This is a genomic window from Streptomyces sp. H27-D2, from assembly GCF_035828615.1.
In the GTDB taxonomy this organism is placed as follows: domain Bacteria; phylum Actinomycetota; class Actinomycetes; order Streptomycetales; family Streptomycetaceae; genus Streptomyces.
Window position 1 is genome coordinate 48,778 of sequence record NZ_JAYMZR010000044.1, and the last position, 6,117, is coordinate 54,894.

Here is a 6,117-nt window from a genome sequence, read left to right on the forward strand (position 1 = left end):
CCACCGGCCACCGACGGAAGGACCCCGCATGAAGCTCACCAAGAAGGGCCACGCCTGCATCCGGCTGGAGAAGGACGGGCAGGTCCTGGTCATCGACCCGGGCGGGTTCAGCGAAGAGGACGCCGCCGTCGGCGCGGACGCCGTCCTGATCACGCACGAGCACATGGACCACTTCAAGGAGGACCGGCTGCGCGCCGCGCTGGAGGCCAACCCGGCCGCTGAGATCTGGACCCTGCGCAGCGTCGCCGACCAGCTCACCGCGGCCTTCCCCGGCCGGGTGCACACCGTCGGCCACGGCGACGCGTTCACAGCGGCCGGCTTCGAGATCGAGGCGCACGGCGAGCTGCACGCGGTCATCCACCCGGACATCCCCCGGATCACCAACGTCGGCTACGTCGTGGACGGCTCGCTGTTCCACCCCGGCGACGCGCTGACCGTCCCGGACCGCCCCGTCGAGACCCTGATGCTGCCGGTGCACGCCCCGTGGAGCAAGGTCGGCGAGATCATCGACTACGTCCGCGAGGTCAAGCCGCGGCGGGCCATCGACATCCACGACATCCTGCTCACCGACATCGGCCGCCCCATCTACGACATGATGCTCGGCCCCAACGGCCCCGGCGTCGGCGGCGCGGAACACTCCCGGCTGATCCCCGGCGAGAGCGTGACACTGTGAGCCGGAGCGCCGGTACCGCTGCCGCTGTCAGTGCCGCCCGGTAGGTTGTCGGACATGCGCATCGCCACATGGAACGTCAACTCGATCACCGCCCGGCTGCCCCGGCTGCTCGCCTGGCTGGAGAGCAGCGGCACGGACGTGCTGTGCGTCCAGGAGACCAAGTGCTCCGAGGCGCAGTTCCCCTTCGGCGAGCTGCGCGAGCTGGGCTACGAAGCCGCGGTCCACGCCACAGGCCGCTGGAACGGCGTCGCGCTGCTCTCCAAGGTCGGCCTGGAGGACATCGTGGCCGGCCTGCCCGGCGGCCCCGAGTACGACGGCGCGCAGGAGCCGCGCGCCATCTCGGCGACCTGCGGCGGGGTCCGCCTCTGGTCGGTCTACGTCCCCAACGGGCGCGAGGTCGACCACGAGCACTACGCCTACAAGCTCCGCTGGTTCGAGGCGCTGAGCGCGGCGGTCGCCGCCGACACGACGGGCGAGCGGCCCTTCGCCGTCCTCGGCGACTTCAACGTCGCGCCGACCGACGAGGACGTCTACGACCCGGCCGTCTTCGCCGGCCTCACCCACGTCACCCCGGCCGAGCGGGCAGCCCTGGCCAAGCTCCGCGACGCGGGTCTCACTGACGTGATGCCCCGCCCCCTGAAGTACGACCGCCCGTACACCTACTGGGACTACCGCCAGCTCGCGTTCCCGAAGAACCGGGGCATGCGGATCGACTTGGTCTACGGCAACGAGCCGTTCGCCAAGGCGGTCAAGGACAGCTACGTGGACCGCGAGGAGCGCAAGGGCAAGGGCGGCTCGGACCACGCGCCGGTCGTCGTGGACTTGGATCTCTGAGTCGCGGCAGGCAAGTTACCCGGCCCTTCGGCCGCGCTGTCCTCAATCGCCGGACGGGCTGAATTCAGCCCGTCCGGCGATTGAGGACACTCGTCCACCGGGCGAATCTGGTCAACCGTCGCGGTCACCGCGCTAGCGCACCAGCTTCGCCAGATCGATCGACTCCCCGATCGCCCGCAACCCCGCATCGCCCGGATGCAAGTGATCGCCGCTGTCGTAGACCGGCAGAATCCGCTGCGGGCGCTCCGGATCCCGCACCACCGCGTCGAAGTCGAGGACCGCGTCGAACACCCCGCCGGCGGCGCGGATATACGCGTTCACCGCGCTGCGCCGGGCCTCCACCGCAGGCGTGCAGTCGGCGTAGCCCTCGCACGGGGCGACGGTCGCCACGACCACCCGCAGCCCCCGGGCACGCGCCCGCTCCGCGATGGCGCGCAGCCCCGCGTTCACCTGGTCCGCCGAGGTGCCCGAGCGGACATCGTTGATGCCCTCGAAGATGATGACCGTACGGGCCGAGGTCTGCGCGAGCACGTCCCGGTCCAGCCGGTGCTGGGCGCTCACCCCGCCGGTGTCGGTGCTGACCCCGTCGCCCGGGTAGCGGTCGGTCACGATGCGGTTCGCCGAGACGCCGTGGTTGAGCACGCCGTACTTCGGCACCGCGCTCTGGCCGCGCAGCCGCCGCGCCAGCACGTCCGGCCAGCGCCGGTTGGCGTCGGGCGTGGACCGGGTGCCGTCGGTGATCGAGTCGCCGAGGGTCAGCACCGATCCCGGCCCGCCCGCGACGTCGACGCCGGTGAGCAGTGGCCAGGTCGTCAGCGTTCCGGTGAAGGCGTCACCGGCGCTGTCGCCGCTGCGGTCCCCGCTGCCCGGCGCGCTGAGATAGGACCGCTGGGTGGCCTGGGCGTGCACCGGCACGGCGGCGACGGTGCCCGGCAGATGGATGCTGACCAGCAGGTTCGCGTCGGCCGGTACCGCGAAGCCGACCGGATCGCTGAAGGCCTGCGCGCCGGCCGGAATCTCGGCCCCGGAACCGCCGCCGAAGCTGAGCCGGACCGGGAGCCCGGCTGCCGCCGCGCCCGCGCCCTGGAGCGCGACGGAGGCGTGACCGATCCGGACGGGGGCCGCGGCGAAGGTGTTGTCGAGCCGTATTCGGGCCCGCGGCCCGCCCGCGCTGGTGTGCACGACGAGCCGCAGGGTCTGGTCCGTCCACGGCCCGACGGCGGTGTACCCGGCGGTGGAAGCGGCCCAGCTCCCGGTCCAGCCGGTAGCCGGCCGGCGCACCGAGGCGGCGAAGACGTGCAGGTCGGCGGTGTGGCCCGGGTCTTTGGGCAGCACCACCGAGGCGATCTCGCGGTCCTGCCGCACCGGAACGCTGACCGCGTACAGCCGGACCTTCTCCGCGCGTTGCCCGCCCGGCGAGTTGAGATGCGGCAGCGCCACGGCCTTGGTGGCGAGCGGGCCGCCGCGCCAGTCCGGGGCGGTCAGGGTGTAGCCGCTGCGGGAGCCGTCGCGGTAGCGCACCGTCCCGCTGCCGGCCGCCCCCGCGCCGGGGCCGTCCGGGGAGCTGCTCGCGACGAGGAACGATATCGCCTCGCCGCGCCCGCGCAGCCGTACCGACTGCCCGTCGGCCCGTATGTTGTCGGGCCGCCCGGCGGCCGAGCGCGGCCAGCTCAGCCGGGCCCCGTCGATGGCGAGCGTACGGCCGGGGGCCCATCCCGCGGCGGCGAGGTCGCGCGCGGACAGCGAGTTTCCGCCGCCGTCGAAGTCGGCGTCGCCGGGGGCGGCGTCGTCGCTGACCGCGGTGTTGTCGAAGAGCCGCTCCAGCGGCCGTGGTTCACGCGGGACCGGCCGGGCCTCGGCCGCCGCGGGGACGGCCGTCACGACGAGGGCGCCGACCAGCGCCCCGACGACGGCTGGGAAGGTACCGGAACTCCAGGGGTGCGCGTGCATGAACGACCCTTCCCGTGTCGTGGCGACAGGTGCGGACTGAAGCTAGGGAGACGGACGAGGAACGTCAAGCAGGTCCATCCGGCCACCCGGCGTGTCGTGGCGCGCCGCGCGCCTGTGGTGCGGTGGCCCGCCCGGATGGGACGCTGAGCGGTATGAACATCCCTTTCTTGGACAACTGGCGCAAGCGGCGCGACGCGCAGTCCGGCGCGGCGCTGATCAGCGCGGTCGAGGAGGACCCGGAAGGCGTCGCCGAACTGCTGGCCGAGTGCGATCTGCTGCGCGCCCAGGCGGCCTCGGCAGGGCTTGAACTCGATGACTCGGTCGCCTCGTTGGCCGCGCTGGACCAACTGCTGCCCAGCTGGCGCGACGACCCCGAGGCGCTCCCCTGGCTCGGGAACGACGCGGGCCTGTACCTGGGCTCGGTCATTCTGCGGACGGTGCCCGGCGCGGTCTGGCAGGTCTGGCCGAACGGCCGGCCGGTCGTACGGCTGGTCTCCGGCCGGGAGATCAACGTGGTGCAGATCGGTCTCGACTGGGCGGTGAGCGGCGCGCCGGAGCTGTCGCAGGTCTACGCGGAGACCTCCGAGGCGTGAAGCGCGGGGCGCGTCCGCGCGGCGGCCCCGGCGCGACTCGAAGGTGAACGCCGCGCCGGGTCGCTGCCGCCGGGTCGCTGACGCCGGGCCGGGCACGCCGCTGCCGGGTGCGAAGTAGCGCCCGGCAGCGTGGAGCGGCCCCATCCGAGAGTCAGCGCTGCTCGCCGAGCGGCACAGAGACATACGACGGGTCGTCGGCGGGGGAGGAGAGGCTGAGCTTCGCCCCGCGCGGGTTGTGCTCGTTGTAGAGCGGGTCGACGGTGTCGACGACCAGCGCCAGCCGGTGCCCGGCCGGGACGTCGTACGCCGTCGAGAACAGCTCCAGGTCGACGCCGAAGGCCTGGCCAGGGGTCTTGCCGTGGAAGCTGAAGGGGGCGTTGGTGACCAGCTTGCCGATGCCCAGCGGGCCGACGTCGTAGAGGTAGGCGATGCCGGTGCCGCTCTCGGCGGTGCTCGACACCGTGGTGTGCAGCTTGGCGGTGCCGCGCACCCGCTGCTCGGCCGGGTAGCGCTCGGACTGCCAGACGGCGGACACCGAGCGCGGCAGCAGCGGGATCGAGGCGAGCGGTGGGATCTTGAGGAACTGGTCGAGTGCGTTGGTCAGCAGCACGATGCCGCCGTTGGCGCCCGAGTCGATATTGGTGTTGATCGTCTTGTTCCCGGCTAGGGCGAGCCGGTCGGTCTTGGCGCCGACGGCGGACCAGGTCGGGTAGCCCTCGTAGCCGCCGGTCGAGCGGGACTTGAGCTGCACGGGCTGCTCGCGGTCGACGCCGTTGTCGTCGCCCTTGAGGTAGTGGTCGAACCAGCGGTGGGCGTTGCTCCAGGTGTCATTGGGCAGGCCCAGCAGCCCCAGGCCCTCGGCGGTGGCGTGGTCGCCGGGCCGGAACTCCAGCCGCTTGGGGCCGGTGAGCTTCTCGTAGAACTTCGCGTACTGGTTCGGCGGGAAGATGGTGTCGCCCCACGCGTTGCCCATCATGATCGCCGCGCCGTTGGCGTTGATGTCGTTCAGGTAGGTGGCGGGGGAGCGCTTCTTCCCCCAGGCGATCATCTCGTCCTCCTGGTCCAGGTTGGAGGCGAGGAAGTCGTCGAGGGTCCGGGTGAGTTCGGCGCTCGGCCGGCCGGTGAGCGCGCCGAGGCCGCCGAGCAGCCCGGCGGCCTGGCGGTGCTGGGTGCGGCCGCTGTAGATCGATTCGATCAGATCCGCCCAGCCGCTCAGCGCGACGACGGCCTTGATCCGCTTGTCGAAGCCGGCCGCCAGCAGGCTGATCCCGGCCCCGTAGGACACCCCGGCCATACCGATCCGCGCCGGGTCGGCAGCGGTGTTGGCCAGCGTCCAGTCCAGCACGGCGGAGACGTCGGCGACGTCCGGCGGCCCGGCCGTCTCGATCTCGCCACCGGAGCGCCAGAAGCCGCGCGAGGTGTAACTGACCACGACGTAGCCGGAGTCCGCAAGCTTCTTGGCCTGCGCGATGTACTCGATCTGCGGCATCGCCCAGCTGGTGGGCAGCACGATGACGGGGTACTTCCGGGAGCCGTCGTAGCCGCCGGGCGTGAAGACGTTGCCCTTCAAGGTGATGCCGCCGGAGCCGGGTATGTCGACGAACTCGACGCTCGCGGCCCCGGACTCCGCGCCGGCCGTATACGACGGCGCCCGGCCGGGGGCGGCGGGTGCGGCGCTCGCGGCGGGTGCGGCGCTCAGTGCGCCGCCCGCGAGCAGCGCCGCCGAGAGGGCGCCGGCCGCGGCGCGGAGCGCCGGGCGGGAGTGCGGGTCGTGCGCGCTTCGGGGTATTCGGGCAGGTCGCATGAGCGGCTCCAGTCAGCGATGTGGGGAACACCGATTGGGCCTTACGGCGTTGGGTGGTGCCGGGCTGCCCAAGGTGACTGGAGAGTAACCACTGCGGTTTACCCGGGGTAACCCGTTGGTAGGTTACGGACGGGTAACGTGGCGGTGGGCGGGCTCGTTTCTGGTCCGGGTCCGGGTCGGGGGCCGGGGCGGGGCTTTGTGCGGGTGTGAGTGTGGTGCGGGGTCGGGGCCTGCGGGGCGGTAGGTCCTGGACCGTGTATTTA

At 72.5% G+C, this 6,117-nt stretch carries 5 protein-coding genes; 3 read left to right on the top strand and 2 right to left on the bottom strand.

Annotation, left to right across the window (positions count from 1 at the left end):
• Positions 1-28 precede the first annotated feature (28 nt).
• Both QMK28_RS18305 and QMK28_RS18310 read left to right on the top strand, forming a co-directional pair.
• Positions 29-673, top strand: a complete 645-nt coding sequence (locus QMK28_RS18305; protein ID WP_326439205.1) for an MBL fold metallo-hydrolase — start codon at positions 29-31, stop codon at positions 671-673.
• A gap of 54 nt (positions 674-727) precedes the next feature.
• Positions 728-1,507, top strand: coding sequence for an exodeoxyribonuclease III (locus QMK28_RS18310; protein WP_326439207.1), 780 nt, complete (start codon positions 728-730; stop codon positions 1,505-1,507).
• A 132-nt stretch (positions 1,508-1,639) separates the two neighbouring features.
• Here QMK28_RS18310 and QMK28_RS18315 read toward each other — a convergent pair whose 3' ends face one another.
• The gene (locus tag QMK28_RS18315) at positions 1,640-3,457 is read right to left on the bottom strand and encodes an SGNH/GDSL hydrolase family protein (protein WP_326439209.1); all 1,818 of its coding nucleotides are present in this window, start codon (positions 3,455-3,457) and stop codon (positions 1,640-1,642) included.
• A gap of 152 nt (positions 3,458-3,609) precedes the next feature.
• Between QMK28_RS18315 and QMK28_RS18320 the strand changes: the two genes are divergently transcribed.
• On the top strand, positions 3,610-4,050 hold the full coding sequence (locus QMK28_RS18320; protein WP_326439211.1) for a DUF6278 family protein: 441 nt from the start codon (positions 3,610-3,612) through the stop codon (positions 4,048-4,050).
• Positions 4,051-4,201: 151 nt separating this feature from the next.
• On the opposite strand, the gene QMK28_RS18325 is transcribed toward QMK28_RS18320, so the two are convergent.
• Complete coding sequence (locus tag QMK28_RS18325; RefSeq protein ID WP_326439213.1) at positions 4,202-5,854, bottom strand: CocE/NonD family hydrolase; 1,653 nt, start codon at positions 5,852-5,854, stop codon at positions 4,202-4,204.
• Between the last annotated feature and the right edge of the window lie 263 nt (positions 5,855-6,117).